This window comes from Bacillus sp. JJ1764, assembly GCF_036962145.1.
Taxonomy (GTDB): domain Bacteria; phylum Bacillota; class Bacilli; order Bacillales; family Cytobacillaceae; genus Neobacillus.
The window spans coordinates 1-15,024 of the sequence record NZ_JBALNY010000137.1; the positions used below are offsets into that span (position 1 = coordinate 1).

At 40.5% G+C, this 15,024-nt stretch carries 12 protein-coding genes and 1 pseudogene; 3 read left to right on the forward strand and 10 right to left on the reverse strand.

What is annotated here, in order from left to right:
- Positions 1–169: 169 nt before the first annotated feature.
- Together V7083_RS18070 and V7083_RS18075 are read right to left on the reverse strand one after the other, a co-directional pair.
- Positions 170–2,590, reverse strand: a complete 2,421-nt coding sequence (locus tag V7083_RS18070) for a Lon protease family protein (RefSeq protein WP_335480496.1) — start codon at positions 2,588–2,590, stop codon at positions 170–172.
- Between the two features lie 134 nt (positions 2,591–2,724).
- Positions 2,725–3,528, reverse strand: coding sequence for an RDD family protein (locus V7083_RS18075; RefSeq protein ID WP_335480498.1), 804 nt, complete (start codon positions 3,526–3,528; stop codon positions 2,725–2,727).
- Positions 3,529–3,634: 106 nt separating this feature from the next.
- Between V7083_RS18075 and V7083_RS18080 the strand changes: the two genes are divergently transcribed.
- Entirely contained in the window at positions 3,635–4,615 is a 981-nt protein-coding gene (locus V7083_RS18080) for a stage II sporulation protein M (RefSeq protein ID WP_335480500.1), read from the forward strand.
- Here V7083_RS18080 and V7083_RS18085 read toward each other — a convergent pair.
- The 5 genes and pseudogenes from V7083_RS18085 to V7083_RS18105 all read right to left on the reverse strand — a co-directional run bounded on the left by V7083_RS18085 (position 4,593) and on the right by V7083_RS18105 (position 9,526).
- The gene (locus tag V7083_RS18085) at positions 4,593–5,951 is read right to left on the reverse strand and encodes a DUF58 domain-containing protein (protein ID WP_335480502.1); all 1,359 of its coding nucleotides are present in this window, start codon (positions 5,949–5,951) and stop codon (positions 4,593–4,595) included. The genes V7083_RS18080 and V7083_RS18085 overlap by 23 nt on opposite strands.
- Entirely contained in the window at positions 5,902–6,831 is a 930-nt protein-coding gene (locus V7083_RS18090; RefSeq protein ID WP_335480504.1) for an AAA family ATPase, read from the reverse strand. Before V7083_RS18090 ends, V7083_RS18085 begins: the two co-directional genes overlap by 50 nt.
- A pseudogene (locus V7083_RS18095) lies at positions 6,828–7,826 on the reverse strand (DUF4350 domain-containing protein); the annotation flags it as partial. The gene V7083_RS18090 and the pseudogene V7083_RS18095, both read right to left, overlap by 4 nt.
- Positions 7,827–7,928: 102 nt before the next feature.
- A complete protein-coding gene (locus V7083_RS18100; protein WP_335480507.1) occupies positions 7,929–8,588 on the reverse strand; it encodes a DUF4129 domain-containing protein in 660 nt (219 codons plus the stop codon).
- A 14-nt stretch (positions 8,589–8,602) separates the two neighbouring features.
- Positions 8,603–9,526: a hypothetical protein gene (locus tag V7083_RS18105; RefSeq protein ID WP_335480510.1), complete on the reverse strand. Its 924-nt coding sequence runs from the start codon at positions 9,524–9,526 to the stop codon at positions 8,603–8,605.
- Between the two features lie 215 nt (positions 9,527–9,741).
- Between V7083_RS18105 and V7083_RS18110 the strand changes: the two genes are divergently transcribed.
- Positions 9,742–10,902, forward strand: a complete 1,161-nt coding sequence (locus V7083_RS18110; protein ID WP_335480512.1) for a glycoside hydrolase family 18 protein — start codon at positions 9,742–9,744, stop codon at positions 10,900–10,902.
- A 38-nt stretch (positions 10,903–10,940) separates the two neighbouring features.
- Here the strand turns inward: V7083_RS18110 and V7083_RS18115 are convergent, their stop codons facing one another.
- Positions 10,941–12,041, reverse strand: a complete 1,101-nt coding sequence (locus V7083_RS18115) for a metallophosphoesterase (RefSeq protein ID WP_335480514.1) — start codon at positions 12,039–12,041, stop codon at positions 10,941–10,943.
- 193 nt (positions 12,042–12,234) lie between these two features.
- Here V7083_RS18115 and V7083_RS18120 point away from each other — a divergent pair, with 193 nt between their 5' ends.
- Positions 12,235–12,633 (forward strand): hypothetical protein, encoded by a 399-nt coding sequence (locus tag V7083_RS18120; protein WP_335480516.1) that lies wholly within the window; start codon positions 12,235–12,237, stop codon positions 12,631–12,633.
- Between the two features lie 48 nt (positions 12,634–12,681).
- Here the strand turns inward: V7083_RS18120 and V7083_RS18125 are convergent, their stop codons facing one another.
- A complete protein-coding gene (locus V7083_RS18125; protein ID WP_335480518.1) occupies positions 12,682–13,620 on the reverse strand; it encodes an MBL fold metallo-hydrolase in 939 nt (312 codons plus the stop codon).
- A 36-nt stretch (positions 13,621–13,656) separates the two neighbouring features.
- Positions 13,657–14,805 carry a thiolase family protein gene (locus V7083_RS18130; protein WP_335480521.1) on the reverse strand — a complete coding sequence of 383 codons (1,149 nt, stop codon included), beginning with the start codon at positions 14,803–14,805 and terminating at the stop codon, positions 13,657–13,659.
- Positions 14,806–15,024 lie beyond the last annotated feature (219 nt).

The window sequence follows — 15,024 nt, forward strand, 5'->3', positions numbered from 1 at the left end:
TTTCATCAAGGGGATGAAGGACATTTCGCGGCGTATACGCTTAATTGTCTTTCATCAAGGGGATGAAGGACATTTTTACAGGTGGATCCCTGATTAGTATGATGGTAGCCGGTTCTATGTTCATGTAGATCAAACCCATATAGCAAAAGCCATATGGGTTTGATCATCGTTACTTATTTATCTCCTTTAACCGCTCAAACATTTCAGCAAATCGCTTCTCCACTTTTCCGAAAATGGTATCACCAGGAAATTGTCCTTGCACATCACGTACATTTCCTGCTTGAACGCCGGTTAAAATCTCTATGCCTTCTGAAATATGGTCTATTTCCCAAATATGAAATTGACCACTTTCAACAGCAGTTATCACTTCATCGTCTAGCGTCAAATTCATCACATTTTGCTTGGGAATGATCACCCCTTGTTTCCCTGTTAGGCCTTGCAGTTTGCAGATTTGAAAGAATCCTTCAATTTTTTCATTTACACCGCCTATTGGTTGGATCTCTCCCCATTGATTTACAGAGCCTGTAACGGCAATTCCTTGATAAATCGGTACTTCTGCCAGGGACGAGAGTAATACGTACAACTCGGTGCTTGAGGCACTGTCACCATCAATTGGGGAATAGGTTTGTTCAAAGGTAATACTAGCAGATAACGGAATGGGATGATTTTTGGCAAATTGGCCGGATAAGAAGCCGGTTAAAATCATTAATCCTTTATTGTGAATGTGTCCACTCATGGACGCTTCCCTTTCAATATTGATGATTCCGCTTTTCCCTACATATGTTTGAGCCGTTATTTTCGTAGGTATACCGAAGCTAGCGTCCCGAGTTCCAATTACGGCTAGTCCATTAATTTGTCCGATTCGGTACCCATCGGTTTCAACCATGATAACCCCTTTTGCTATCATTTCCCGATATCGTTCCATGACAAGGTTCGAGCGCTGAATTTTTTCCGAAATCGCATTTGCTATATGATTGCCATCAACCACTGCAGCTCCCTCTTTTTTCGCCCAATAGCTGGATTCCACCAGAAGCTTTGTAATTTCCTGAAAACGAGTGGAAAGCTTTGATTGGTCTTCAACCAAACGGGAACTGTATTCAATCACTTTTGCTACGGCACGTTGATGAAACGGGAGGAGCCCCTCTTCTGTGGCGTATTTTTTGATAAAATAGGCCATCTTCATGCTGTTATCCATGTCCCTCTCCATGCTGGTGTCATATTCTACTTTTACCTTAAAAAGCTTATGAAAATCTTCGTCATAGGCGGATAGTAGATCATAAAGATAATAGGATCCTATGATAATGACCTTTATATTTAACGGGATGGGCTCCGGCTTTAGACCGCTGGATGGGAAAACACCCCTTTCCTCGTATAAATTCTCGATTTGAACACGGCCGATTTGGAGTGAACGTTTTAACTGCGTCCAAACCAATGGCTCCTGCAATAATTCAGCTGCTTGAAGAACTAAATATCCACCATTCGCCATATGAAGGGCACCAGGTTTGATATAGGTAAAATCGGTCATCCAACTGCCGAGTGAGCCATGATATTCTACCTTTCCAAAAAGATTATGAAAGGTTGGGTTCGTTTCATAAATAACAGGGGCACCATTTAAGTTTTTGTGATCGACAAACAGGTTTACCGTATAGCGATGCAACTGCTGTTCTTTGGAACCCGCCAACGCATTCATAATATTACTTTCCTCTTCGTGGTCAGCTAAAAATAAGGAAAAATGCATCACGACATCATGAAAATAAGCTTCTATATAAGAAATAACCTTTGGATTATCTTTATAGACTTCCTTAAATGGTTGGAAAAGGCGTTCGATTGCCTCTGTTGCCGTTTGTTTCATAAAAAGATCGATGCTCTTCGTTAATTGCTCATCCATTTTTCGCATTTGATAAAAGGTTTCCCGGATTCTTTCACCTACAAGTTTTTCATTCTTCCTGTAGGTTTCCTTTTGGTCCTCTGGCAGTTGATCAAATTCGCTACGTTCCATAGGCTTTCCGTCAAAAATGGGATACGTATTGATACCGTTTGATGTACGCTCAAGCAAATAATGATTTTCGGTAGCAAATTGTTCTGTCTGTTTCCAATACTGATCCACTTTTTCCCTGAATGTATTTAATATCGTTTGCTTCTTTTTTTCAAATAGCTCGCTTGAAAATGCTGCTCTAAGTTCCCTTTCAATGGCTATTAATAAAGTTTCCATGAATCTCTGAAATTGGCGCCCTTGTCCAGCAGGTAATGAAATGACCAAAGGACGATTTGGGTTTTCAAAGTTATACACATAGCACCAATCCTCGGGAGCGTCCCTATTTTCGGCCATTTTCACCACACTATTCAGTGTATATGTCATTCGTCCAGTACCACTTGGACCGACGACAAACAGATTATAATCGGACTGCTCGACCGACAAACCAAATTCCATCGCCTTGACTGCACGCTGTTGACCGATCATCTCTGTCGGGAGAATATCAAGATCATCGGTTGTTTCAAAAGGAAATTGTCGAGGGTCAAATTTGGCCTGAAGCTTAGATGTAGGTATCCTGTGTGTAGCCTGTATGGAATCGATATCAATCAAGGTCATCATGAACCCACCCTTCATTGGTTTAAGTAAATCTTCTCTACTATTAAGGAAAACCCCTTTTATATTTCAAATTGTTCAATAATTCTACTAATATTTTCGTATATAAAAAAACGCCTGAACTCAAGTTTCAGGCATTACAATTCAAATTCCCACTCTTCCCTTAAATGTAAATAAAGAACGAGAAGTGCATTCTCTAACTCTTCTTCTGTTTTTCCTGATGGTTCCAGCCCCATTTTTGGTAATAGGATCTTTGAGATTTGCTGCGTTAATTGCTTTTTTTCATCTAATGGCAATTGGGTAAAGCGGTTGGCATAGGTATGTAAAAGTTTCCAATCCTTTGCGGTATACGAACGGTATGACCAGTCATCAAGGATTAGCTCGTCTTTTGAAAGTCCGCGGTTCTGGATTTCTTTTTCAATAGTGGTTTGTTTCTTTTTAGACTTTGCCTTTCGCTCGTGGATGACAATGGTTCCTGCGACCAAATCCCCCAACCGCTTATGTTTTCTATGCAAGAAAATCATCATAATTCCGAGTAGATAACCTGCCGGCAATGAATCTATGATTCGGAGAAGATTGCGGATAAAACTTGATAGCAAGGTGATGCTATGGCCATTTTCTTGAATGACTCTAATCCCCAAAGCACGCTTGCCAATCGTTTTTCCTCCTGAAAAAAATTCAAAGGCAAAAAAATAACCCCAATTGATGATAAAAAAAGCAATCACCATGATGGCCATCGGAATCACATTATCCTCGAAGAAAAAAGGAAAGTCTGACATCGCTTTCTGGACTAATACGGTGATAACTGTGATTATTATGTAAGTGGCGGTAAGGATTAATTGATCAATGATAAAGGCTGCGGCCCTGCTCCCTAATCCGGCCAGCTGGAATTGTATTGAGACATATTCCGGTGTCTTAATCTCCATTTGCTCTTGATTCATCTGGATCCCCCTATCTCTTGGTTGATTTTAACATTTGCTGTTTCTATTTTTCAACAAAATTACTATAATAAGGTAGAAGTAAAACCTCTTCTAGGCAGGTGTTTTCATGGATGTGAAGCAATTTATTAAAAAGTATCGAGAAGATTGGCGTCAACTTGAACAATTAGTGGGTGCCTTAAGTAAAAGAAGAACGGCCATTACGGGTGATTCCATCACGCAATTTCACCGACTCTATCAAAAGACAGCCCAGAATCTTTCTTACAGTCAAACTTATTTTCCACACGATGATGTGACACAGTATTTGAATGGATTGGTCTCGAAATCCCACAATCTATTGTATAAAGACCAAGTATCCAGCTTTAAACAAATTCGGCAATTTTTTAGTACCAAGTTTGTTGGCTTGTTATGGGAGCAATGGAAGTTTGTCTTAGTGGCTTTTGCCCTATTTTTCATAGGAGCTCTTGCCAGCTTTCTATCCGTCTTAAACGACCCTTTACATATCTATTCCATTGTTCCTCCTGAAATCGCCAAGGGGGTGGACCCCGAGCATTTGGGCCAAGGAAATGCCAATATCGATTCATCCTATATGTCTGCAAGTATTATGACAAATAACATTCAGGTGGCCATTCTTGCCTTTGCAGGTGGCATTACATTTGGATTTTTAACGGTCTATTTGCTGATAACCAATGGTATATTAATTGGTGCACTAGCCGCCCTGTTTTGGCATCACGGAAAGTCTTATGATTTTTGGGCCTATATCGTTCCTCATGGAATGATCGAGCTTACAGCCATTTTTATTGCAGGCGGCGCTGGTTTACTAATGGGCTATAAGCTCTTGGTTCCTGGACCATTTTCACGGGGCTATCAATTAAAGTTTTATGCATTGCGTTCTGTTCAGTTGCTTTTGGGAACGATCCCTTTATTCGTCATTGCCGGAATCATTGAAGGGTTTATCACACCAGCTAAGATTTCTTTGGAAGCCAAGTATGTGGTTGCCTTGCTGACGGTTATTGGCTTAATTCTCTATATTTTCATTGGGAAACTGAAACTATCTAAGATGGCACTTACAAAAGATTTTGATTCATAATTTGGATATACGATGAAACAGCGGCAACCGCCAACTGTTCTTCACGGGCCTCGATCATTTGGAGGCCTTGTTTTTCCCACTTCACTTTTTGCCGCTTTTTAATGAGCACCTGCTGCTGTGCGATACTTTTGACCATCGCTTTCTGAACATCCCCCGGCTCCGCCTTCGTACGCGATGTTAACGTCAAGTCCTCAATGCCTATCATTAAGAACATATGCTTCTGCCTTAGACGTTTTAAATAGCTTAACGTTGCCTCTTCATGAAGAAACGTACGTACGTCACTGAATAACAATAAAAGACTTCGTTTCTTCTGCGCCATTTCCAAATATTGCAAGACGGCAGCGTAATTTGATTCGGCAGCATCCACCTGGATGTTGTATATGGCCTGTAGAATGGTTTGTAGATGCGCCATCCCTTTAGCCGGTGGCACATACACTTTTATTTCTTTTGAAAAAGCAAGAACCGCCACATAATCTCCTTTTTGCAACGCTGCAGCAGCCACAGTGATGGACGCCTCGAGCACTTTTTCTAGTCGATTTCCCTTTTTCAGCTCGACTCCCATCATCCTGCCACAATCAATCAGAATGGTCATATATTTCCCATGTTCCGGTTCATATTCATTGGTCATGACTTCTTGGAGTTTAGCCGTTTGCCGCCAGTTGATTTTCCGCGGATCATCACCGACAACATAGTTTCTTACTTTGGCAAAATCGCCTACTCCCCTTTGATTTCTTCTGATCTTTACGCCTTCATATAATAAAAATTGTTGGGCGTTTTCCAGATACTGCTTTGTCTCTGTTAAATCCGGTATAACTTTTACGATATCTGGTAATGGCACAGCGGTTTGTTTTTCCCACAGACCTATGAAACTTCTGTATCGTATATATAAGGTTTCGATCTTATATTGTCCTCTCTCAGAAGCTGAGGTCTCATAGGATATTTCCATTGCTGATTCCTTTTCCATAAAACCAGTTAACGGAAATGGTCTGGAAAAGGATTGAGGAATCCCATCATAAAGGCAAAAGTGAAGCGGTAAATCTGAACCATTGTGTAATTCAAGTTGAACGGAATATGGAAGTCCTCTTTCCGTTTCTGCCGGAAGGGAACGTTTGAAAAATAGCTGTTTTTTCCTTGGGGATAACAGTAAATCGAATAGACTTATAAGAAATACAACAACATCCACTGCGATGATATAGGACCATGAAAGGCCCCATCTTGTCCCAGCTAATAACGCAATAGTAAGAAGAACAAAAATCAGTAACAACCGTTTGCTTGGGACAATCCCTCTATCTTGGAACAGGAACCGACCCCACAATCTCTTCGATGATTTGGTCAACGGTTACTCCCTCCAATTCTATGTGCGGAGACACTTGAATCCGATGTCGTAAAGCTGGTTTGGCAACCATTTTGATATCATCAGGAGTCACATAATTGCGCCCCGCCAAAAATGCCCAGGCTTGTGCGGCTTTCCCGATTGAAATTCCCGCTCTGGTACTGGCTCCATGGCGAATTGTTTCCGAATCCCGAGTTCTTCTAACAATTTTCAAAATGTAATCTAACACACTATCTCCCAGTGTGACACTCTCAATCTCTTTTCTTATCATCACAAAAGCTTCCAAATCGAGGATTGAATAAATTTTTGATTCATTGGCCCGATTTTCAATCACCTGTTTTAATACGTCCTTTTCTTCTTCAAATGAAGGAAAATCAATGCTTAATTTAAATAAAAACCGGTCCTGCTGAGCCTCTGGAAGTGGATAAGTTCCCTCAAATTCAATCGGGTTTTGCGTGGCCACCACAAAAAATACTTCTGGTAGTAAATACGTTTCTCCCTGAATGGTTACCTGCTTTTCTTCCATGGCCTCAAGTAAGGCTGCTTGGGTTTTGGCTGGAGTCCGGTTGATTTCGTCTGCTAACAGAATATTGGTGAAAATCGGGCCTTTTATCGTTTGAAATTGGCTTTCTTTCATATTGTAAATTGTGCTCCCAGTGATATCACTTGGCAATAAATCCGGAGTAAACTGAATACGGTTAAAATCCCCACCAAGTAAGCCAGCTAATGTTCGCACCATTTGCGTTTTTCCCGTTCCAGGCACACCTTCCAATAAGACGTGTCCCCCGGTTAGAATAGCTGAAAGAAGCAGTCTGAGATTTAACTGCTGCCCTAAAATTCGTTGTTCATATTGTTCTAAAAAGGATGTTAGTTCCTCCCTCATCCTTCCTCCACCTCTTTTCGTAATTGATCCAGGTTCCTTGACCATAGTAGGAATTCCTGTTTTGAGATCTTATCCTTTTTTAACATGTTGGTCAAATCATTTAGATACGTGTGCACCTCTTTTGAAGGCATATTCTGCCACTTCCGTTCCAATAGATTCCCCAGGTCCTGCCATTCTCTTGTATAAGGAATTCCCCATTTTTCTTGGAGTAACAGTTTCACATAATCAGCCTGTATAAGTAAGGCATCATGGAAGCGACTGCCTCTAAGGTACCATGCCGAAAGTGCTTGGATTCCTTCATCACTAAAGCGAACGGATTCTTCTCTAGCGACCAAAATGGGACCAAACCGTTTTCCTTTATACCAAAGCCACAATAAGGTCACTATCATTCCTTGAAAAATCAATAGGATCAGCCATTTAGGGTAGACCGTTAAAAAGGTTGCCGCATTTTCTGAGCCGTGAAGGTATTCATCAAATAAAATGGTGTTTGCCTTACTTTCGTTCATTAATTGCAAAATGAGAGGCAAATGATCCTGCTCCAGTATTTGATCGTTTGTCACCCACTCCGGTGCAAGCACCATGACGAGTTGTCCTTGTCCTACCTTTCTTTTTATCGCTACCGGACCTTTCTTATCTTTTAATAAAACAATATCTCCTTTTTGGGGTCGAAGGCGAACTTGGGAAGAGATCGCTGCCTTAAATGTATGTCCATGTTGGTCCCGCAGTTTTACTGGTTTCTTATCAGAACCTTTTGTAACTGTATCAAGTTCAAACATTCCTTTAGGATTTCGATCCAAAAGCAGAATCGTATTTCCCGCTCTCATAAATTGGAGGTACGCATCCATTTTTTCTTTTTCAGGAGTAAAGGACGGCCCAATCATCATTAATAAGTTATTTCTTGATTGTTTGGACAACAGATCAGGAGTATAATCCCATCTTTTCACAGTCGTATTCTTTTTTACATATGTATAAAATCCTTTTACTCCATTAGGAGCAGGAGAATCAGAAACAAATTCCGGGAAAACCTTTGGCTGAGGGGAAAAAGAAAAATAACTGNNCTGTTGGCCATATCCAAGTTTGTTTGTTCAATTTCAGCTTCATGAACGATTCTCCAGCCTCCCCTCTTGGTGAGTAGGACCTTGTTCCAACCATTCGAATGTTCTGGTGCGGAATTGATCAAACTCTTCCTTTGTAATGGTGCGTTCACCATAGGTCACTTCATCAAAAAAAGCGGCCAGATCGTAAAACTGATCTGCACAATGTTTATTGATTTTTCGAAGTTCTTCGTAATAGTCCCAATTGGTTTTCCAAATACGTGCTTCCAGCCATTCCTTCTCATGAAAGTAAAGCAATAAGGCTAAAAATAAATGCCTTGTAGCTTGTTCATATCTGCCTTGAGCTTCTAGCGTCCCGGCCTCCTGAAGATGCATAGAATAGGACCAATTGATTTCCTTCATCGACTGAAGTGGCTTTTGCCCTTTCAGGATCCGGTTGCGTTTCACATTTCTGACCAGAAATAAGGCAATAATGACTAACAAAATGATCGTGACTACGATAACGCCTATAAGAACAGGCCCTGCAGCTCCATTTGCCGAATCGATAGAAGGAAGGATCTTTTCCAACTGTTTGGCAATCCAATCTTTTGCTTTTTCCCACCAAGTTTCGATGAACCCCTTAGTTTGGTTGTAATAGACCCGATATTCTTCTTCACTTAATATTTGTTGCAAATCGTCTTTTGCCTTATGAGCATCAAGCATGGCGATCACCTGTTTTAAGAGTGTATAGGCATGTTATAATCATCAATCAATTCCTTTAAATCATCTGCATCGTGTCTGAGTTTTAGATCCAGATACATGACTCCGTAACCCACAGAGAAAAACATCGTTGTAAATAAAGTGATGATATTTCTGATAATCGATAAAAGCACACTGCCTCCTAGTAAAAGTCCGAATGACATTTCAACAGCAAAACTGACGGCTGAAATAATCATATAGAAGACAATATATAGGCCAAATAGTTTCCAAGTTTGTTTTTTGGAAAGACGCCAGCTTCTGGATAATCCTGGTGAAACCCGATCGAGGACAACCGACCCGAAATAAAAGCTCCAACGTGTTAAAAGAAGGCCAATTCCCAAAGCTGCTCCCAAAAAGAAGAGAATACCAATCAGGACACCGACAACTGGGTGAATAAAGGCTGCTGTAACTCCACCGGCAACCCCTACAAGAATCAATGGGATAATCGCAATTCCAAAGGCAATCAAACCGAAAAGAATACTGCTTCCTAACATCGGCCAGTATCTTCCAAATGCTTGTTTAATTACTTTCCCAACCGTATATTGTTCTTCTTTGCGTATATGATTCAATGCAAAGAGAATGGCCCCTTCAGCAACAGGGTACAAAAAGAAGCTTACTAAACCAGTCAAAATTAAGGCCAAGTCAGAGGTTAAGCTGCTAGAATCAAAAGTGCCTGATTGTTCAAAACTGGATAGCATTTGCTCGAACCAGTTACTTCCCTGCCCTGTCTCTCTAAAAAAACTTGTACCCGAAGCTAATTGAATGATTGCTTCAATCAAAAATATCGGTGCCATAAAGATAAGAAAGATGATAAAAAAGTTCTTAAAATGGTCCTTAGTTAAACTAAAGGTGTGATCAAGGATTTCGCCAAATCCCTTTGGTTTTGTAAATTTTGTGTTCAATCTTACGTTCCTCCCATTTCATGGAAATAATGATGATTAAGTTATATTTTAACATTATTATGGCATAATTAGGTCAAAACTTTAAAAATTGCCCAAAAAACAGGTTATAAGGAATAGTATATTATAACTGGGAATAAGGTGGGAATTACCAACTCTGTGAGAAGTCCTTTTCTGATACAATTTTTATAGACATACAGATTAGGAGGAATCACACCATGAATAAACGCACACTCCTCCTCGGGATGATCATTGTCCTTATCTTTCTTGGAGGAATGTTTACCGGAATTTTTTATACGAACCATACGAAAGACACTCATAAAATTATAAATTCCGATCCACTGCAAAAGTCTGCCGTGAAGCCGAATACTAAAGATATGCCAAAGGTTAATCCGAGTCAATCTAAGGTGCTGATCGGATACGTTCAGGATTTTCGAGACCCTAATGTGGTGGATTATGATAAGTTAACTCATGTCATCTTCTCATTTGCCCATCCTACAACGGATGGTGGCATTTTATTAAATGGTGACTCTGCTTTGAAGAATCTGCGGACGATTGCGGCTACTGCCAAAAAACATCATACGAAAGTCATTTTAGGAGTTGGAGGCTGGTATCATATCAAAGGTGGCGAATCGTATCCTTATTTTAAGGCGGCGATTTCTAAACCAGACACACGCACAAAACTCGTGAATGAGCTTGTCCGTTTTGTGGACCGGGAGCATTTAGATGGAGTGGATATTGATTTTGAACATCCACATTCAACAGCAGATTCAGAGTATTTGGCTGCTTTTGTGAAAGAACTTAGCGACAAACTGCATCCGAAGCAGAAAGAACTTTCAGTGGCTGTTTATGCAAAAATTCACGCGGTCACCTTGACTGAAACGAATTTTGTTAACTATGATTCCTCTATGTTTCAACATGTAGACCATGTAAACATTATGGCCTATGATGGTCAATGGGATGACGGGTACCATGCGGAAAACTTGTCGCCTTATCCGTATGCTGAGAAAATTGTCAACTATTGGAGCCGTTATTTTGATGAGAATGGAATCTCTAAGGAAAAGTTAGTTTTGGGCGTTCCATTTTATGCCCAACCTGTGAACCCAAATATCAAGCAGGTTTCATTTGATACAATTGTGAAGGCAAATCCTGCCAATGCAGAAAAGGATTCGGTAAATCTCAATGGTACCACTTACTACTATAATGGGGATGCCATGATGGTGAAAAAAACGAAACTGGCTATGGACCACGGTTTTGGCGGCATGATGCTATGGGAGGCCGGCCACGATACTAAGGGCCCGAAAAGCCTGACAGGCGCCATTTATAAAACGTTAGCTGATGCACAGAAGGGGCCAGTCAAATATTATTCGGTGAAATAAAAAAAGCTGTTCTCATGGACAGCTTTTTGAATTGAACTTTATTGATGAAACGTCAATGTAATGTGCACAATTTCTGATCTTGTACCTATTCTTAGTGGGGTTCCCCAAAAACCATATCCGGAAGAGACGATCGAGGTCATCTTCCCTTTTTTTAAATAACCCCAATCATTTTCATAAATCATGCTGGTAATCCAATTTGCTGGAGCGATTTGACCTCGATGGGTATGTCCGGAAACCATCAAATCTACACCATTTTTCCTGGCGATATTTAAATCATATGGTTGATGATCCATAAGTATAATTGGGTTGCTGTGATTGACATGCTTCATGAGATCTTTTAGTGTCTTCCTAACAACATCCTGGTAGCCACGATCTTTTCTCCCTACAATTGTCATTCCCTTATCCAGGACGATTACTTCATCAGTCAAGAGCTTCATTCCGCTCTCTTCAAATATTTTTTTCAAATTGACCTGAGGCTTTTCACGGTCATGGTTTCCGAATGAAGCAAATATGGGCGCTTTTATTTGCCTTAGGATCTTGGGAATACCATTCTTTACATAGGGATCAATATCATCATCGATTATATCGCCCGGGAATAGCACCAAATCTGGATGCAAGGTATTTATTTCTTTAACAAGTTTCTCAGCTTGTCTCTTATTTGCTAAAGAGCCAAAATGCATATCTGAAGCCATTACGATTGATAATTTCTGCTTCCCCTCAACTTTTTTTGGAATGTTGACCTGATAGTTTCTAACAACGGGAGAATAAGCATTATGCATTCCCCAAAAGAATAAGCCTGCGATAATCATAAGTAAAATAAATCCAGACCATTTCACTGCTTTTTCACGTGGTATGTGTATAAACTTACTAAAATAAACCATTATATTCACAATGGGCAAAAGAAAAATAAATAAATACAAAAGACCAAGCCAAATCGCTCCAGCCCAAGTTATCACCAGATTATTTTCAAGCCAGCGACCAAAAAAGAATGAGTAGGCAAAAAGGATCAGAAAAAACCAGAATAACATCTTCACACGTTTCTTATCTCCAATTAGACTTCTTACCCACTTCCAGCCATTCCACCCGATATAATATAGAAGCAGATTATAGACCAGTAAAACCATTATAAATAGCCACATCAGGAATCACCTTACATTTATGTCCTAATTTTATTAGACTGCATTTAAAATGATATGACAACCAATAAAACGCCTGACACCATTTTGTAATAAATTGTGGAAAATGTCGAATATTTTTCCAATTTTTTAAAAGGAAATTGTCGAATGAGGTAGAATAATAGTATATGACTATATGATTAAAGGAGGAAATTGGATGAAAAAATTAATTTCAGTGGTAATGGGAGCTTTGGTGGCCTTTTCGCTGTTTGCAGTGACAGGGACTCCGGTTAAGGCGGCAACCGCTCAATCCTTTACTGCATCATTAACATCAAGTGTTCACGAATCTGATTGTCATTGTGATGATGTCACTCCTATTGTTGGTGCAGAAAAGAATAAAACTGTTGCAAGTGTTATTAGCAGTAAGGTATTTAAAGATGTAAAGCAATCTATTATTAAAGATGGCAATAGCTGGAGAGGTGTCAGTAACGCTGAAGTATACTATCAAAATTATTATCATGTAACCATTGTTGGTTTTCCATACTATGACAAAGATGGTACTGTCATGATGGCCGTCTTTTTTGACGGTGTATATAAGGGTTCTGCCCCAAAATGATTAGAATCAAAAACATTCCCTGCTATTTTAACGACAGGGAATGTTTTTTTATCCAATATAGTAATACCAGTTCCCGTTCTCCAAACTCTTCTTGCACTGCCCGCTCTGAAATAGATACTCCAAATGCGCCAGGGTTTCCCCCACGGCAAATCGGGTCTCATGAATATTCAAATTCCTAAACAACTGGCAGTTGACCTCGTAAATGGTTGCCGGCTGTTTAAGTGATTCCACTATTTTTTCCAAACGCTCGTGGTGATGATTAACGATTTCTTCGATTCGTTTCGTTGCATTTTGAAATGGCTTCCCATGTGAGGGAATAACGTACTCTACATCCAATACTTTAATTTTTTCCAAGGATTGAAAAAATGCCTGTAACGGATTCGTGATGCCACGGAACCAATAGGAAATGTTCGGGGTGATTTTCGGTAAAATATGATCAGTTGAGAATAGTAAACTCTTTTCTTTGTTATAAAAAGTCACTAATCCATCGGAATGTCCCGGTGTGAAGATCACCTCATATTCGTATTTACCTATCCCGATTTTCATGCCCTCAGTAAGATAATGGTCCACTTTTGCATATGGCTTTACTCTCAAGTTAAAGCTTTCCTCGTTATCGGTTAATTCATGAGACAAACTACCAGGCAGTCCGCATGTTTTGTAATTTTCATAGACATTTTTCATTGATTCTGGTTCCCAATAGGTAAGACCAGCTTGTGCATCAACCTCAGTCATCCATACTTTGGCATTGGTTAATTGCTGGAGTCTCCCCGCATACCCGAAATGGTCAGGATGGTAATGGGTAATAATGATATCAGTCACCTCATGCTGTTCGATGATTGGTTTCCAGATATCTTGGGATACGTCGTTATTTAAACCGGTATCCATGATCGTCCATCCATGTTCCCCTTCTGCCAGGAAGCAATTGACATGATTAAGCCTAAATGGTAATGGGATGGTGACTTGTTTCACTCCTATTTCTGTAAACAAAAATAATCCTCCACTCTATCTGCAAAAATAGCAAGATTAGATTCTCTCAATAATCGTGGCATTGGCCATTCCGCCGCCTTCACAAATGGCTTGCAATCCATATCTACCGCCGGTTCTTTCTAATTCGTTCAGCATAGAAATCATGATGCGAGCTCCTGTTGCACCTAAAGGGTGTCCCAGTGCGATGGCTCCGCCGTTCGGGTTTAATTTTTCCGGATTCGCATCGATTTCCCTCAACCAGCACATAGGTACAGGGGCAAAAGCTTCATTGACTTCATACGTATCCATATCATCAATCGTGAGTCCTGCTTTTTTTAATACCTGCTTGGTGGCTTCAATAGGTCCTGTCAGCATTAAGGTTGGGTCAGAACCCACGACTGTTCGGGCTACGATTCTGGCCCGAGGCTTTAATTCCAATTCTTCCGCTTTTTCTTTGGACATTAATAGAACGGCCGCTGCCCCGTCACTCATTTGGCTGGAATTGCCCGCGTGAATTTTTCCGTCCTGAGTAAAGGCTGGTTTCAAGGTACCCAATTTTTCAAGCGAGGTGTCCTTTCTTGGCCCTTCATCTTGGTTAACTGTCACCTTTGATCCATCCGCAAGCGTTACCTCAACAGGCATGATTTCCCGGTTAAATCTTCCTTCCTTCTGCGCATGTAGAGCCCGCCGATGACTTTCCAGCGAGAATTCATCCAATTTGTCGCGGCTAAAGCCCCAGAAATCAGCTATACGTTCGGCTGACAGCCCTTGATGAATCATTTCATACTTGGAAGTCAGTGTTTCACTCCAGTTAGAGTTTTGACGGGTAGATCCTAATGGCACCCTTGTCATACTCTCCACTCCGCCGGCGATGACAATGTCCATATCTCCACTCAATATGGCTTGTGCAGCAAAGTGAATCGCCTGCTGGCCAGAGCCACATTGTCGATCAATCGTGGTTGCCGGCACATGAATCGGAAAGTCCGCCATTAGCACAGCAGTTCTGGCGATATTTAGACCCTGTTCCTCCACCTGTGACACACAACCCAAAATCACGTCCTCAACATCCCCGGCTGAAATTCCGGACCGCTTTACTAATTCTTTTAGTACCTTTGCGGCCAACTCATCCGGACGCTCATTGCTTAATACCCCTTTTCTTCTGCCAACCGGCGTTCTTACCCCTTCTACAATGACAACTTCACGCATCTTTAACATCCCCTTGTAAAAGATATTTCTCCATAATTATGTAGTGAACCAATGAAGGGAAAAACAGTGTTAAATAGTTCTTACCTTATATATTATAATTTTAGACTCGAAAAAATAATAGATTTTTCAGAAAAATAAATCTTTGGACATAAAAAAAGAAAGGGGTCTTCCCTTTCTCATTAACTAATTTGTTCCGAACTATTTTCATTTGAAGCTATG